We start from the raw sequence: 13,227 nt of genomic DNA, 5'->3' as shown, positions 1-13,227 counted from the left end.
CTTCCTAGGCTGGTCGGCATGAGCGACCGCACGGACGGGCGTGCGCCCGAGGAGCAGCCGAGGCCCAGGGAGTACGAGGGCGAGGGCATCACCGTCACGTTCGAGCCGCGCCGCTGTCTGCACGCGGCCGAGTGCGTCCACGGCCTGCCCGAGGTCTTCGACACCTCCCGGCGCCCCTGGATCCTGCCCGACGCCGCCGCGCCCGACCGGGTCGCGGAGGTCGTCCACCGCTGCCCCTCCGGCGCGCTCCGGTACCACCGCCACCGGCCCGAGGACGCGGTCGAGCCGCCCGACTCCCCCACCACCGTGCGCCGCACCCCCTCCGGCCGGCTCGTGCTGCGCGGGGACCTCCTCGTGAGCGGTCCGTACGGGGACCGGCGCGAGACGCGGGTGGTGCTGTGCGGCTGCGGGGCCTCCGGATCCCAGCCGTACTGCGACCTCTCGGGCCCCTGCGCCGCGTCGGCCGGAGAGCTTTCCTGAGAGCTTTCCTGAGAGGTTTCCGGACAGAGTTGAGAGGGGGCGGAACGGCTCCGGCCTGCCCGGACGCCGTTCCCGGCGGGCCCGGTGACACAGCTCACGTGGGTCCGGAGTGCACGTTCCGGCCGTCTCTCCCGTCTTCCCGGGTGTCAGGAGCCCCGCTGTCGGGGAGACGCACAGGATCCGAAACCCGCGCGAGAGGAGCCGGTCTTGTCCGCCGTCATCGAGCAGGCCGTCCAGGCCCGTCTGGTCGCATCCGCTCCCCGGATGGAGACCGTCCCCGCCACGCTGCGCTACGACCGTGAGGATCCGTACGCCGTCAGCATGGCCTTCCCTCCTCCCGCGACCCTGGAGGGCGTCGAGGTCTCCTGGGCCTTCGCGCGCGAGCTGCTCGTCCAGGGGGTCGAGCGCCCGGCCGGGGTCGGGGACGTGCGGCTGCGCCCGTACGGGTACGACCGGACCGTGGTCGAGTTCCACGCCCCGGAGGGCGTGGCCATGGTCCACGTCCGGACCTCGGAGCTGCGCCGCTTCCTGGAGCGCTCGCAGCACCTGGTGCCGGAGGGGCGCGAGCACCAGTACCTGAACTGGGACCAGGACCTGACGGAGCTGCTCCGCGAGCGCCCGTAGCCCTCGCCCCCGCAAGGACCCGCAAGGACCCGCAAGGACCCGCCCTTAAATCGTTTGCCGCCCTTCCGGTCGGGCTCGTATCGTCGGCATCGACCTTGTCGTCACCCGATCGGAGAAGGACGTTGCTCGTCTGAGGTTGCGAGACACCGCGCCGCGCGTGCCCCCTGTGCCGCGTGTGCCGTTCTCGACCTCGGCGTACGAGCCGTCTTCCCACAGCCCGCGCCCCGGTGTCTCCACGCGTTGCATCTCTTCACGCCCGCGCTCGCGCAACCGGAGGCCTTCATGGCGCATCACCCCGCTTTCCTCACCTGTTCCTCGCTCTCCTTCTCCTGGCCTGACGGCACCGAGGTCTTCGACGACTTCCGGCTCGCGGTCGGTCCCGGCCGCACCGGGCTCGTCGGGCTCAACGGCTCCGGCAAGTCCACGCTCCTCAAGCTGCTCGCGGGCGAGCTGACCCCCTCCTCCGGCACGGTCCGGGTCAGGGGCGAGCTCGGCCACCTGCCGCAGAACCTGGTCCTGGACACCTCGCGCCGGGTCGACGAGATCCTCGGCATCGACGCGAAGCGGGCCGCCCTGCACGCCATCGAGGCGGGCGACCCGGCCGAGGAGCACTTCGCCGCCCTCGCCGACGACTGGGACGTCGAGGAGCGGGCCCGCGCCACCCTCGACCAGCTCGGTCTGGGCGGCATCGGCCTGGACCGGACCGTCGGCGAGATCTCGGGCGGCGAGTCCGTGCTGCTGCGCCTCGCCGCGCTGCTGCTCGCCCGGCCCGACGTCCTGCTGCTCGACGAGCCGACCAACAACCTGGACCTGCACGCCCGCGCGCGCCTCTACGAGGCCGTGGAGCGGTGGTCCGGGGTCCTGGTCGTGGTCAGCCACGACCGCGAACTCCTGGAGCGGGTCGACCAGATCGCCGACCTGCGGGACGGCGAGGTCGCCTGGTACGGCGGATCCTGGTCGGACTACGAGGAGGCGCTCGCCGCCGAACAGGAGGCGGCGGAGCGGATGGTCCGGGTCGCCGAGGCGGACGTGCAGCGACAGAAGCGCGAACTGGCCGACACCCAGGTGAAGTTGGCGCGCCGGAAGCGGTACGGGCAGAAGAGCTTCGAGAACAGGGTGGCCTCCAAGCTGGTGGCCAACGGCCAGAAGCGCAGCGCCCAGGTCACGGCCGGCAAGCAGCGCACGCTCCACGCCGAACGCCTCTCGGAGGCCCGGGAGCGGCTCGACGCGGCGGTGGAGGCGGTGCGGGACGACGACGAGATCCGGGTCGAGCTGCCGCGCACCTCGGTGCCGCCGGGCCGCGAGGTGCTGCACCTGCGGGACCTGGAGCTGCGGTACGGGGCCCGCGTCGAGGGCGCGTTCGAGCTGCGCGGCCCGGAGCGGATCGCCCTCGTGGGGCGGAACGGGGCCGGCAAGACGACGCTGCTCCGGACGATCGCCGGGGAGCTCGAACCGCTGGCCGGCGAGGTGGACGCGCGGGTGCCGCTGCGCTTCCTGCCGCAGCGGCTCGACGTCCTCGACGACGGGCTGAGCGTGGTGGAGAACGTGGCCCGCTTCGCGCCCGCCGCGACGGCGAACGCGATCCGGGCCCGCCTCGCGCGGTTCCTGTTCCGGGGCGCGCGGGCCGACCAGGCCGTGGGCACCCTCTCGGGCGGGGAGCGGTTCCGGGCGACGCTCGCGGCGCTGCTCCTCGCGGAGCCGGCCCCGCAGCTGCTGATGCTGGACGAGCCGACCAACAACCTGGACATGGCGTCGGTGCGGAAGCTGACGGCGGCGCTCGACGCCTACGAGGGGGCGCTGGTCGTGGCGAGCCACGACGTGGCGTTCCTGGAGTCGCTCGGGATCACCCGCTGGCTGCTGCTCGACGGCGAGCTGCGGCCGACGACCGCCGAGGAGGTCAGGGAGGCGGTCGCGGACGGGTCCTGACGGTCCGCGCCCGAGGCCGCCGGAGACCGGCCGCCGGACACCCGGAATCACTCACCCGCCGTAGCCGGACACGCGCGCCGGGTGGCCGTCCGGGTGTCCGGCGGGCGCCGCACCGGACGTGACCTGCGTCTCCGGCGCCCGGCCCGAGCAGGGAACATGACGGAGAGTGATCGGCCGACGCCCGGGGCGGGGTTGGTGGACGCCTTACGGAGCCTTAACCTACGGTTTCGTAACCTACGGATTCGTAGGTACACCCGTACGCCCTTCTCCGTCCCCAGGAGTTCCCCTTGACGCTCACCTCTCCCCACCTCGGCAGCTCGGCAGAGTGGACCGACGCGCGGCTGCTCTACGCCCTGGAAGAGGTCGTGGAGAAGGAGCTCAACCGGCACCTGAAGGTGACCAAGGACTGGATGCCGCACGAGTACGTGCCGTGGTCCGACGGCCGGAACTTCCCGGGCTTCTTCGAGGACGGCGAGGCCTGGGACCCGCAGCAGTCCAAGGTGACCGAGATCGGCCGGATCGCGCTCGTCGTCAACCTGCTCACCGAGGACAACCTGCCGAGCTACCACCACGAGATCGCCACCCTCTTCGGCCGCGACGGCGCCTGGGGCACCTGGGTGCACCGCTGGACCGCCGAGGAGGGCCGGCACGGCATCGTGATGCGCGACTACCTGCTCGCCTCGCGCGCCGTCGACCCGGACAAGCTGGAGCAGTTCCGGATGGCGCACATGAGCGAGGGCTTCGAGTCCGACAACCGGCACTCGATGCTGCACTCCGTGGCGTACGTCGCCTTCCAGGAGCTGGCCACCCGCATCTCGCACCGCAACACCGGACACCAGTCCGGCGACCCGGTCTGCGACCGGATGCTCGCCCGCATCGCCACCGACGAGAACCTGCACATGGTCTTCTACCGCAACCTGCTGGGCGCGGCCTTCGAGATCGCCCCGGACCTGACCATGCAGGCCGTGCGGGACGTCGTGGTCAACTTCCGGATGCCCGGACACGGCATGCCCGGCTTCGAGCGGGCGGCGGCGCAGATGGCGATCGGCGAGATCTACAACATGCGCATCCACCACGACGACGTGCTCCAGCCCGTGCTGCGCTTCCTCAAGGTCCTCCAGATCGACGGCCTGGGGCCGGAGGGGCTGCGCGCCCAGGAGGAGCTGGGCCTGTACATGAACGGCCTGGACGGCGAGGCGAGCAAGTTCGACGAGAAGCTCGCGGCCCGCAAGGCCCGGATCGCGGCCCGCGCGGCGGGCTGACGCCCGACGGCAGGCCGGGTCACCGCGCGGCGGGCGGACGGTCCGCCGCGCGGGCTCAGCCCCGGCCGCGCTTCAGCCGGAACCGCTCCTTCTCCGAGAGCCCGCCCCACACGCCGAACCGCTCGTCGTGCGCGAGGGCGTACTCCAGGCAGGCCACCCGCCCCTCGCAGGCCCCGCAGAGCTGCTTCGCCTCGCGGGTGGAGGAGCCGGGCGCCGGAAAGAAGAACTCCGGGCCGGCCTGGGCGCACAGCGCGTTCTCCTGCCAGCTCATGTCGGGCTCCGGTGCGGTCAGTACGCTCGTGTCGGTCTGCATGCCGTACACGGTGCCGGGGCGCCGTAAACGAGCCATCAACGTTCGATCAATGCGGCGCGCCGAAAGGGTTTGTCAGGTGACCCCGCATGGGCGAGGATCACCGCGTGACGACCAGAAAGGGCCATGCCGCGTAGGCGCCCCGCTCCGCTCTCCCGCGCTCGCGCGCCATCGGGCCGGCTCCCCCCAGCCGCCCGCCCGCACCCCGCGACCGCCCACCGAGGAGAGCCCCCGTGCACGAGATCGCCCTCGTTCCCCACGCCCGTCTGCCCCGCGCGTACCACGACCGCCACGTCCTGGGCAGCACCGTCGACGCCTTCGGCGCCGCCCACTGGCTGCTCGCCGAGCGCGCGCCGGAGCGCGGGGCCGACGCGGACCCGTACGAAGCCCTGGTCGTGTCCGTGGCCGACGGGGCCGTCGAGACCACGGAACTGAGCGCCGTACGGGCCCGGTGGCCCAAACTGGACCGGCTGCCGGACGGCGGGTTCGTCGTCGCCTCGTCCCGCGACCGCCGGGGCGACGAGAAGAGCCAGGTCCAGGTCTTCGACGCGCTCGGCCGCGAGGCCTGGACCTTCCCCGTCGGGGACGCGATCGAGCACCTGCTCGTGGACGAGGCCGGCGACCTGTGGGTCGGACACTTCGACGAGAACCCGCTGGGCATCCGCCGCTGGAGCGCGACGGGACAGATCCGGTGGGCGTCCGGGGAGGTTCCCGGAGCCGGGTGGATCATGGACTGCTACGCCCTGAACGTGTCCGGCACCAGAGCCTGGGCCTGCCCGTACACCGAATTCCCGCTCCTGGAGATCAGGCCCGACGAGCCCATGCGGGTACGGACCAACACCGTGCGGGGCGCCAAGGCGGTGGTGGTGCACGGGGAGCGGGTCGCCTTCTTCGGCGGCTACCGCGAGGGACGGGACCGGATCGCCTACGGAGAGCTCACCGAGACCTCGGTCGAGCCTACGGACGTCGTCCGCCTCGTCCGGACCGACGGCGGCGCTCTGGGCCGCCGTCGGGTCGTCGCCCGGGGAAGCAGGGTCTACGTCCAGGAGGAGCCCCTCACCGAGTGGGGCGTCTTCGACCTCAGCGCGTGACCCCCAGGGCCGGCAGGACCGTCTCGGCCACCCGGTAGGCCTCCTCCAGGAGGGGGTTGCCGGAGAGGATGAAGGTGTCCACGCCCAGGTCCTGGAACTCCTTGAGGCGTTCGACGACCTGGGCCGTGGAGCCGACGACCGCCGTGCCGGGGCCGGGGCGGAAGAGGCTCATGCCGGGCCAGAGGTTGGGGTGGGTCTCCAGTTCGCGGGCGCGGGCCGGGACCCGGCCGCCGTGCTGGCGGAACTGGCGCTGCCAGCCGACGCCGTCCTCCCCCGCCCGCTCGCCGAGCTGCCGGGCGTAGGTCGCCTCGCTGGTGACGTCGAGGAGCCGGTCGGCGGCGGCCCAGGCCTCGTCCTCGGTGTCGCGGACGATGAGGTGGAGGCGCAGGCCGATGCGGAGGGTGCGCCCGTGGGCGGCGGCCCGGACCCGTACGCGGTCGAGCTTCTCCTTCAGGAGGTGCGGCGGTTCGCCCCAGGTGAGGTAGACGTCGACGTGTTCGGCGGCCATCTCGATGCCGGGGGCCGAGGAGCCGCCGAACCAGAGCGGGACGTGCGGTGCCTGGACCGGGCGCAGGTCGCGGAAGGAGGCGCCCGCGTCCTTCAGGTCGTAGAAGCGCCCCTTGTGGTCGAAGACCTCCCCGGCCGTGAGCCGCTTCACGACCGACCAGTACTCGGCGCTCAGTGCGTACCGCTCGTCGTGCTCGACGTGCAGGCCGTACTCGCGCAGGGAGGCGGTCGAGCCGTTGACGACGTTGAAGCGGAGCCGGCCGCCGAAGAGGTTGTCGAAGCTGAGCGCCATCTTGGCGAGGAGGGTGGGCGAGATCAGGCCGGGGTGGACGGCGAGGAGGGGCTTGAAGCGGGTGCTGGTGGAGGCCGCGAGCGCGGAGCCGAGCGGCCAGACGTCGTAGAGGTCGGTGGCGAGCAGCGCGCCCGTGTAGCCGAGGCGTTCGACGGTCGCGGCGAGGTGCCGGAGGTAGCCGAGGTCGACGGGGCGGCGGCCCTCCGGCTCCCACGGGTAGGCGCCTTCGCGCGGGATGACGTACCAGAGGACTTCGGGTGCCTGCGTTCGTGAGGTCATGGGTCAGGCCTTCCGGGGCAGCGCGTCCGCGACGGTGACCGCGCGGTCGACGAATCCGGTGCGGTGGAAGATGTCCGCCGCCCGCTGCTGCTCGGCGACGAACTCCTCGGTGACCTCCTCGATCGTCCAGGGCAGGGCCCGCAGCGCGGTCTCCCAGTCGTCCACCGTGCCGCCCTGGTCGGCGGCGGCGATCCCGGCGGCCTCGCGCGGGTGGGCGGCGGCCCACTCGTCGGCCCGGCGCAGCGCCCGGACGAGCGCGTCGACGACCTCGGGCCGCTCCTCGGCCAGGTCGCGGCGGGTGAAGAAGACGGACCGGTCGCTGATGACGTCGCCGGTGCGGACGAGGACGCGCAGGCCGCCGGCGCGGCGGGCGGCGGCCAGTTCGGCGCCCTGGGCGACCCAGGCGGTGATCTCGCCGGAGCGCAGCTTCTCCTCGCTGCCGGAGTCCCCGCGCACGGGGGTGATGTCGGTGGCGTACGACAGGCCCGCGTCGTCCAGGGCCTTGGCGACGAGGTGGGTCTGCCAGGAGCCGACGGCGAGGTGGACGGTGCCGCCCCTGAGGTCGGCGACGGTACGGACCGGGCTGTCCTCGGGGACGAGGAGGGCGCCGTGGTCGGGGCGGGGCGCGGAGACGGCGACGTAGACGATGTCGTGGCCGGCGGCCTGCGCGGTGACGGGCGGGGTGGAGCCGGTGCCGCCGAAGTCGATGGTGCCGTCGGCGAGGTGGGCGCCGGTGCGGACGCCGTCGGTGTACGGGTGCCAGGTCACGGTCTCGCCGAGGGCGGCGAGCTCCTGCTCCGCGTAGCCGAGGCGGGAGAGGTGGTAGAGGGAGGGGTTGCTGCGGTGGACACCGATGACGACGGTCATGCGGGCGCTCCTTCGGGGGTGGCTTCGGCGGGGGCGGGGGCGGTGGGGGTTTCGGGCGCGTGGACGCCGAGGTCCGCGAGGAGGCGGCGGCGGAGGGCGACGAAGGCCGGGTCGCCCGGGTCGCGGGGGTGGTCGACGGCGACGGGTTCGTCGGTGACGAGCCGGCCGTCGCGCAGGACGGCGACCCGGTCCGCGAGGCGTACGGCCTCGTCGACGTCGTGGGTGACGAGCAGGACGGCGGGACGGTGGATCCGGCGCAGCTCGCCGACCAGGTCCTGCATGCGGAGCCGGGTCAGCGCGTCGAGGGCGGCGAACGGCTCGTCCAGGAGCAGCAGTTCGGGCTCCCTGACCAGGGCGCGGGCGAGCGCGACCCGCTGGGCCTCGCCGCCGGAGAGGGTGGCCGGCCAGGCGTCGGCGTGCCGGTCGAGTCCGACCTCCGCGAGGGCCCGCAGGCCGGTCTCCCGGGTCGCGGCCCCGCGCGGGAGGCCGACGGTCACGTTGGCGAGGACCTTCTTGGAGGGGATGAGCCGGGGCTCCTGGAAGACGATCGTGCGGGCGGCGGGGACGAGGGCCTCTCCCCCGTCGGCGCCGTCGAGGGCGCCGAGGATGCGGAGGAGGGTCGTCTTGCCGCTGCCGCTCGCCCCGAGCAGGGCGAGGAACTCGCCGCGCGCCAGGGTGAGGTCGAGTCCGTCGAGGACCGCGCGGGTGCCGAAGACCCGGCGCAGGCCCCGTACCCGTACCGCCGTCCCTCCGGTCCCGGTAGCGGGGGCGGTCATCGGGCACCTCCCCCGGGGCCGGCCGTGCGCCAGGGCATGAGGACCCGTTCCAGGCCCCGGACGAGGACGTCGGCGGTGAGGCCGAGCAGGCCGTAGACGAGGATGCAGACGGCGAGGACGTCGGTGCGGGCGTAGCTCTGGGCCTGGGACATCAGATAGCCGATGCCCTCGGTGGCGTTGATCTCCTCGGCGGCGATGAGCGCGATGACGCTCAGCGTCATGGAGAGCCGCAGTCCGGCGAGGAGCGAGGGCAGGGCCCCGGGCAGGACGACCTGCCGGACGATCGCGAGGCGGCCGAGGCCGAAACTACGCATGGCCTCGACGAGCTTGCGGTCGGTGTTGCGTACGCCGCCGGTGGTGGAGACGTACATCGGGAAGGTGGTGGCGACCGCGATGAGCAGGATCTTCGCGGTCTCGTTGATCCCGAACCAGACCATGAAGAGGGGGACGAGGGAGAGGAAGGGGATGGTGCGCAGGGTCTGGAGGGAGGAGTCGAGGAGTTCGTCGCCGAGCCGGGTGAAGCCGGTGGTGATGCCGAGGGTGAGCCCGGCGGCGAGGCCGACGACGAGTCCGAGGCCCGAGCGGGTGAGGGAGGTGGCGAGCGCGTCGGGGAGCTGTCCGTTGCCCCACAGCTCGCCCACCGCGCCGACGACCTGCGCGGGCGAGGCGAGCACGTCGGGGGTGAGGAGCCCGGTGGCGGAGGAGGCCCACCAGAGGACGAGGAGGAGGACCGGGCCGAGGGCGCGGACGGTGAGGGAGTACGCGCGGGAGCGGGCACGGTGGACGGGCGGGCGCGGGGCGACGAGACCGGCGGTGTGCCGGACGGTGCCGGGGGCGTCTTCCGGGGTCTTCGCGGTCGGGGGGTTTCCGGTCGAGGGGTTTCCGGTCGGGGACTTCTCGGCCGGGTGCTTCCCGGTCGGGGACTTCCCGGCCGGGGACTTCCCGGCCGGAGTCTCCCCGGTCGGGGACTTCCCGGTCGGAGTCTCCCCGGTCGGGGACTTCCCGGTCGGAGCCTCCTCGGCCGGGGACTTCCCGGTCGGAGCCTCCTCGGCCGAGGTCTTCTCGGTGATGAGCCGGGCCGTCACGACAGCTTCTCCACGTCGAGGAGGTGGGCGGCGATGTCGACCTTGTTCGGGGTGACCTTCTGGTCGGCGTAGAACCGCGCGACGGTCTCGAAGCGCTTGACGTCCTCGGGCCCGATCGGGTCGACGGTGCCCGCCTTGGCGGTGAAGGAGATCTGGACCTCCTTGGCCTTGCCGTTGACGGCGGTGGGGCCGGCGTCGGTGAAGACGTTGAGGTAGGCGGCCGGGTCCTTCTTCTCCTTGGCGCTGTTCTCGTGGAGGTAGGCGTAGAGCGCCTTGACGACCTCGGGGTGCTCCTCGGCGAACTTCGAACGGACCGCGTTCAGGCTGTAGTTGTCGGAGCCGATGGCGGTTCCGTCGGCGACGAAGCGGGCCTTGCCCGAGCCGATCTCGGCGACGGCGTAGGTGGACCAGACGGCCCAGGCGTCGACCTGTCCGGCGTTGAAGACGGCGGCGGTCTGGTCGGGGCGCAGATAGACGCGCTCGACCTTGTCGGCGGGGATGCCGGCCCCGGCGAGGGCCTTGAGGAGGAGGTACTCGCCGGTGCCGCCCTTGTTGACGGCGACCTTGCGGCCGACGAGGTCCTTCACGGAGGCGATGTCGGAGCCCTCGCGGACGAGGATGCCCTCGCCGACGGGGTCGGGGTCGGTGGCGGTGAAGAAGGCGAAGCCGGGGTTCTGGGAGAGGGAGGTGATGCCGGAGGTGATCGAGCCGGTCGCGATGTCGAGCCGGCCGGCGTTCATCGCCTGGGCGGCGGGGGCGAAGGGGCCGGCGCTGCCGGTCCAGGCCACCTTGGCGCCGACGGCGGCGAGGGCCCTGTCGAGGCTGCCGTCCTTCTTGCCGAGGGCGAGGACGCCGGAGTTGCCGGGGTCGGGGATGCGGACGGTGACCGTTCCCTTCGCCCCCTCCGGGCCGCCGCCCGCGCTCGCGGCCGGGCTGCCGCCGCAGGCGGTGACGGTGGCGAGCGCGGCGAGGGCCGCCAGGGCGGCGAACGGGGTGAGTGGGCGCATGGCGGTCGTCCTTCGGGGTCGGGGCGGGGCGGGACCGGGCGGTGGCTCTAGAGGGGCGAGGCGGTGGTTCTAGGGGCAAGGCTGGTTCGGGGGGCAGGGCGGTGGTTCGGGGGGCAGGACGGTGGTTCGAGGGGAGGCAGGGCGGCTGTTCCAGGGGGCGGGGCGGGTTCGCGTACGTGGGTTACAGGACGGGCTGCGAGGCCTGTCCCCCGTGCGGCTCCGGTACGGCGGCGGTGGCGCCGGTCGCGAGCAGCCGGGCGCGGCGCAGCGGCTCGGGATCGGCCCAGGCCCGTACGTCCACGGCCTCGGGCAGGAAGCCGTGGGCGCGCAGGGCCTCCTCCTGCCGGGCGAGGAGGCCGAGGCGGGTGTCGGACAGGTCGGGGTGGAGGGTGCGGTGGGTGCCGGGCCGGTAGGCGCCCGCGACCCCCTCCGCGCCCGCGCCGGTCTCGGCGCCGAGGATGCGGGCGACCTCGTCCGGTTCGTCCGCGGCCCAGTCGGCGGCGCGGAGCAGGACGGCGAGGAACCGGGCCACGAGGTCGGGGTGCTCGTCCAGGAGGTCCTGGTGCACGGTGAGGGGGCGGGGGGTGCCGTTGTTGACGCGGTGCGCGGGGTCGGGCAGTTCGTCGAGTTCGACGGCCACCTCGGCACCGGCCCGCCGGGCGGCCTCGACGGCGAGGGCGCCCTTCACGTAGACGGCGTCGACCTCGCCCCGGCGCAGCGCGTCCAGCTCGGCGGCCCACTGGCCCTCGTGCCCGTCGGCCGGCACGTCGACGAGAACGGCGTCGGCGAGTCCGTACCCCGCCGAGGCGAGGACGCCCTCGAAGCCGCGCAGGGCCATCGCGCGCCAGAAGTCGATGGGGACGGAGTGGCGGGGCACGGCGAGCCGGAGTCCGCGCAGGGCGGCGGCTCCGCGCACCGGGGAGCCGGGGGCGACGAGGACCGCCTGCCGCTCCTCGATCCAGGTGAGTCCGACGAGCCGGGTGCGCTCGCCCCGGGAGCGGGCCCACAGCGCGGGCACGTTGCCGCCCTCGCGGAAGAGGCCGGGGAGGGCGTGGGTGAAGTGGGTGGCGCGATCGGCGCCGGGTTCGGCGTCCTGGAGCGAGCGGACGGCGATGCCGTCGGCCGCGAACTCCCCGGCCAGCCAGCCCCGGTCGGCGGCGACGCCGGTGGCGGTGGGGACGGGGCAGCGGGTGAACCAGAGCGTGTCGGGAACGCGGGCGTGCGTCATGGAGGGCTTCCCGGGGTGGGGTGTGGGTGGGGGCGGGGTCGGGGCGCGCCGGGGTGCGGAGGGCGCGTGACGGTTCCGGAGCGGCGACGGGGTGCCGTTCCGGCTCGGGTAGGGGGTGCGGTCCCGGCGGAGGTCGACTCGGGGCGTTTTCGGCCACGGGCCCGGTGAGTCCCATGGGCCCGGTGGGCCCCAGGGACCCGGTGAGCCCCAGGGGCTCCAAGCCCCCTGCAAGCCTTATGGGCTCACGGGCTCACGGCGGTGAGTGGCGCCGGACGCGGGCGTCGGAGGTGTCGTCGGCGCGTCGTGCCGGGAGCGGCGGCGTCATCGGCCGTCAGGGGCGGCGGCCGCCGTTCGCGTCAGCGACAGGTGGCTCCGGCGACGCGGGCCAGGTCGATGTGGCGGCGTCGGGTGAGCCCGAGCGGCGCGGGGGAGGCGGCGGGCGCGCTTCGCGTCGTACGGCGTCGGTTCGTCATCGGCCCTGCTCCCTCCCGCTCGTTGCTGTCGCTGTGGTGCGTTGGCCGGAACCTTGCCATGGAAGCTCGACCGCCCACAACACGTCTCCCACCATGTGGGATTGGGTATGAACGGCGTGTTTCCGACCTCGCCGGTCCGCTGATTCGGCTCCCGCCATGTGGGAGCGTGGGAGCCCGATCACCCACGGGGAGCGAACCCTATGACGACCGAGGCCGGCATCGTCCGACCCCCGGCGGGCGCCCAGGCGGTCCGCCGCGCACTGGACGTGCTGCACTGTTTCCACGACAACGGGCCCGACCTGAGCGCCTCCGACCTCGCGCGGCGGCTCGGGCTCTCCACCTCCACCGCGCACCGGCTCGCCCGGACGCTGCTCGGCGCGGGCTTCCTCGAACAGGACGCCAGGACGGCCCGCTACCGGCTCGGTCCGGCGATGACGGAGCTGGGCCGCCTCTCGTACCACCAGCGGGGACTGCACCTGGCCGCGCCCGAGCTGTCCGACCTGGCCGAACGGACGGGCGCGACGGCCGATCTGGCGCTGCGCAGCGGTCCGCACGTCGTGATCGTGGCGGGCGGTTCGGTGACCCCGAAGGTGGGTCTGCGCAGGCCGCTGCACTCGACGGCGCTCGGGAAGGTGCTCCTCGCGTGGCCGAGGGCGGGCGAGGGCGGACCGCGCTCCCTGCCGCCGCTGTACGCGTTCACCGAGCGGACCATCGTCGAACCGCCGCTGCTCGCGGCCGAGTTGGAGCGCGTACGGGAGGCGGGGTACGCGCTCAACGACGGCGAGTCGGCCCACGGGGTCCGGACCGTGGCGGTGCCGGTCCTGGAGCGGGCGGGCCACGCGCGGTTCGCGCTCGCGCTCCGCGGGACCCCGTCGCTGATCACCGACGAGCGGCTCGACTGGTACCTGGCCCAGGCGCGGGCGACGGCGCGCGCCCTGGAGGTGCTGCTGCTCGCCCCGGCGGAGCGGCGCGGCTTCGACGAAGGCGTTTAGGGCGCGCGTCGCCGATAATCCCGCACGG

Annotated in this window: 13 protein-coding genes and 1 pseudogene; 6 read left to right on the top strand and 8 right to left on the bottom strand. The window is 73.8% G+C overall.

The features are described from left to right. Positions 1–18 precede the first annotated feature (18 nt). The 4 genes from ACWGSR_RS10160 to ACWGSR_RS10145 all read left to right on the top strand — a co-directional run bounded on the left by ACWGSR_RS10160 (position 19) and on the right by ACWGSR_RS10145 (position 4,292). The gene (locus ACWGSR_RS10160) at positions 19–480 is read left to right on the top strand and encodes a (4Fe-4S)-binding protein (RefSeq protein WP_376230752.1); all 462 of its coding nucleotides are present in this window, start codon (positions 19–21) and stop codon (positions 478–480) included. Between the two features lie 207 nt (positions 481–687). Beyond that, positions 688–1,104, top strand: a complete 417-nt coding sequence (locus ACWGSR_RS10155; RefSeq protein ID WP_366374029.1) for a spore wall synthesis regulator SsgD — start codon at positions 688–690, stop codon at positions 1,102–1,104. 282 nt (positions 1,105–1,386) lie between these two features. Next, the gene (locus tag ACWGSR_RS10150; protein WP_376230751.1) at positions 1,387–3,030 is read left to right on the top strand and encodes an ABC-F family ATP-binding cassette domain-containing protein; all 1,644 of its coding nucleotides are present in this window, start codon (positions 1,387–1,389) and stop codon (positions 3,028–3,030) included. Between the two features lie 287 nt (positions 3,031–3,317). Continuing rightward, positions 3,318–4,292: an acyl-ACP desaturase gene (locus ACWGSR_RS10145; RefSeq protein ID WP_376230750.1), complete on the top strand. Its 975-nt coding sequence runs from the start codon at positions 3,318–3,320 to the stop codon at positions 4,290–4,292. A 55-nt stretch (positions 4,293–4,347) separates the two neighbouring features. Here ACWGSR_RS10145 and ACWGSR_RS10140 read toward each other — a convergent pair whose 3' ends face one another. Further along, entirely contained in the window at positions 4,348–4,605 is a 258-nt protein-coding gene (locus tag ACWGSR_RS10140; RefSeq protein ID WP_053642554.1) for a WhiB family transcriptional regulator, read from the bottom strand. 230 nt (positions 4,606–4,835) lie between these two features. Between ACWGSR_RS10140 and ACWGSR_RS10135 the strand changes: the two genes are divergently transcribed. Then, the gene (locus ACWGSR_RS10135; protein ID WP_453565215.1) at positions 4,836–5,693 is read left to right on the top strand and encodes a hypothetical protein; all 858 of its coding nucleotides are present in this window, start codon (positions 4,836–4,838) and stop codon (positions 5,691–5,693) included. On the opposite strand, the gene ACWGSR_RS10130 is transcribed toward ACWGSR_RS10135, so the two are convergent. The 7 genes and pseudogenes from ACWGSR_RS10130 to ACWGSR_RS10100 all read right to left on the bottom strand — a co-directional run bounded on the left by ACWGSR_RS10130 (position 5,683) and on the right by ACWGSR_RS10100 (position 12,207). Then, positions 5,683–6,771 carry an LLM class flavin-dependent oxidoreductase gene (locus ACWGSR_RS10130; RefSeq protein WP_453565213.1) on the bottom strand — a complete coding sequence of 363 codons (1,089 nt, stop codon included), beginning with the start codon at positions 6,769–6,771 and terminating at the stop codon, positions 5,683–5,685. The genes ACWGSR_RS10135 and ACWGSR_RS10130 overlap by 11 nt on opposite strands. A gap of 3 nt (positions 6,772–6,774) precedes the next feature. After that, positions 6,775–7,638, bottom strand: coding sequence for an ABC transporter substrate-binding protein (locus ACWGSR_RS10125; protein ID WP_366374018.1), 864 nt, complete (start codon positions 7,636–7,638; stop codon positions 6,775–6,777). Next, positions 7,635–8,414: an ABC transporter ATP-binding protein gene (locus tag ACWGSR_RS10120; RefSeq protein ID WP_453565210.1), complete on the bottom strand. Its 780-nt coding sequence runs from the start codon at positions 8,412–8,414 to the stop codon at positions 7,635–7,637. The genes ACWGSR_RS10125 and ACWGSR_RS10120 overlap by 4 nt, the downstream gene beginning before the upstream one ends. Beyond that, a pseudogene (locus ACWGSR_RS10115) lies at positions 8,411–9,262 on the bottom strand (ABC transporter permease); the annotation flags it as partial. The gene ACWGSR_RS10120 and the pseudogene ACWGSR_RS10115, both read right to left, overlap by 4 nt. A 233-nt stretch (positions 9,263–9,495) precedes the next feature. Next, the gene (locus ACWGSR_RS10110) at positions 9,496–10,506 is read right to left on the bottom strand and encodes an ABC transporter substrate-binding protein (RefSeq protein WP_376230745.1); all 1,011 of its coding nucleotides are present in this window, start codon (positions 10,504–10,506) and stop codon (positions 9,496–9,498) included. A gap of 181 nt (positions 10,507–10,687) precedes the next feature. Continuing rightward, positions 10,688–11,734 carry an ABC transporter substrate-binding protein gene (locus tag ACWGSR_RS10105; protein ID WP_453565206.1) on the bottom strand — a complete coding sequence of 349 codons (1,047 nt, stop codon included), beginning with the start codon at positions 11,732–11,734 and terminating at the stop codon, positions 10,688–10,690. A gap of 356 nt (positions 11,735–12,090) precedes the next feature. Further along, a complete protein-coding gene (locus ACWGSR_RS10100; RefSeq protein WP_366374010.1) occupies positions 12,091–12,207 on the bottom strand; it encodes a putative leader peptide in 117 nt (38 codons plus the stop codon). A 200-nt stretch (positions 12,208–12,407) separates the two neighbouring features. Here ACWGSR_RS10100 and ACWGSR_RS10095 point away from each other — a divergent pair, with 200 nt between their 5' ends. Next, entirely contained in the window at positions 12,408–13,199 is a 792-nt protein-coding gene (locus ACWGSR_RS10095; RefSeq protein ID WP_366374008.1) for an IclR family transcriptional regulator, read from the top strand. Positions 13,200–13,227: the final 28 nt, after the last annotated feature.

The organism is Streptomyces sp. NPDC055632, assembly GCF_053618675.1.
Note: the sequence above shows the minus strand (reverse complement) of the source record. Positions and strands in the feature narration are given on the sequence as shown.